Here is a 1,745-nt window from a genome sequence, read left to right on the forward strand (position 1 = left end):
ACTCTATCCTGCGCTTGAATGCTCGGTCTGCCTTTGACCTCTGTCATTGTGACTTCCTATGCGTACCACAGTCCCTGATTAACATGGTGACGCGTGCTGTCCAGCAACAGATTTTACCAGCCATTAATGCGTGAGTGACCCTAGCTCAAAGTACAGCTTGCGAATTCGGATTGATTCGTGTGTCTGCTAGCGCTATCTAAGAGACCTCGTGGTGATTTGGCCGGCCGGCTTGCAGCCACGTTAAATAAGTCGCTAAAGGGCCGCGTGCGGACCGGTAGCGATTCTTGTCGCCGCCGGTTTTTTATTTGCCGGTACACATTGTTTTGATCGAGTAACCGCAATGCCCATCAAGATCCCCGATACGCTGCCCGCTTTTGAAACCCTCGTTCATGAGGGGGTCCGGGTGATGACGGAAACGGCGGCAATCCGTCAGGATATCCGCCCTCTGCAGATCGGACTTCTCAACCTCATGCCGAACAAGATCAAGACCGAGGTGCAGATCGCGCGGCTGGTCGGCGCTACGCCGCTGCAGGTGGAGCTGTCGCTGGTCCGCATCGGAAATCACAAGGCCAAAAACACCTCGGAAGACCACCTGCTTGCCTTCTATGAGACGTGGGAAGAGGTCAGGCACCGCAAGTTCGACGGCTTCATCATCACCGGCGCGCCGATCGAGACCCTCCCTTACGAGGACGTGACCTACTGGAAGGAGATGCAGCGGATCTTCGACTGGACGGAGACGCACGTCCATTCGACGATGAACGTCTGCTGGGGGGCGATGGCGGCGATCTATCACTTCCACAAGGTTCCGAAATACGAGCTGAAGGAAAAGGCCTTCGGCATCTATCGCCACAAGAACCTGAAATCCTCGTCCGTCTATCTCAACGGCTTCTCGGATAATTTCGAAGTTCCGGTGTCGCGCTGGACCGAAGTGCGGCGCGCGGACATCGATAAATCGGAAAGCCTCGAAATCCTGATGGAATCAGACGAGATGGGCGTCTGTCTCGCACATGAGGAAAGAGGCAAGCGGCTCTATATGTTCAATCATGTAGAATACGATTCGACGTCGCTTTCGGACGAGTACTTCCGCGATGTGAATGCGGGCGTGCCTATCAAGATGCCGCACAATTATTTTCCGCATAACGATCCGTCGCTCCCGCCGCAGAACCGGTGGCGCAGCCACGCCCACCTGCTCTTCGGCAACTGGATCAACGAGATCTACCAGACGACGTCCTATAACCTCGACGAAATAGGGACCAAAATCTGAACGGCGGCCAGTGCCAGGTCGCGGGACGGCGTCGCTTTTTGCATTTCGTGGTTGCGAGCCGCAGCAAATGGATGCAGGTTCGCGGGCCTGAACCCAACAGATTTGCGGATGGCAGACCATGGCTGAAAAGCTCGAACGGGAAGTTTTCGGAACGACGAAGGACGGCGAAACTGTCTACCGCGTCGAGATCAAGGGCGGTGGCCTGACCGCCAAGATCATGACCTGGGGCGCTGTCATTCAAGACCTGCGCCTCGAAGGTCACGACGCCCCGCTGCTTCTGGGGTTCGATAATTTCGCCGACTATCCGGCCTATTCTTCCTATTTCGGCGCCACGCCCGGCCGCTGCGCCAACCGGATCGGCGGCGGCAAGTTCACGCTGGACGGCAAGGCCTATCAGCTGGAACTCAATGAAAAGGGTGTCTCGCATCTGCACGGCGGCAGCGACAACATCGCCAAGCGCAACTGGACGATCGTCGAGCAC

General features: G+C 56.7%; 2 protein-coding genes and 1 riboswitch. Both genes read left to right on the forward strand.

Translation table 11 applies throughout. The annotated features are described in order from the left end of the window. Positions 1-198 precede the first annotated feature (198 nt). A riboswitch (SAM riboswitch) is annotated at positions 199-276 on the forward strand. 64 nt (positions 277-340) lie between these two features. Beyond that, on the forward strand, positions 341-1,264 hold the full coding sequence (metA, locus tag ACPYOJ_RS34375; protein WP_168831759.1) for a homoserine O-acetyltransferase MetA: 924 nt from the start codon (positions 341-343) through the stop codon (positions 1,262-1,264). A gap of 118 nt (positions 1,265-1,382) precedes the next feature. Further along, on the forward strand, positions 1,383-1,745 hold a 363-nt coding region (locus tag ACPYOJ_RS34380), incomplete at its 3' end, for an aldose epimerase family protein (RefSeq protein WP_481420226.1).

This window comes from Rhizobium sp. SVR5-9E, from assembly GCF_056755095.1.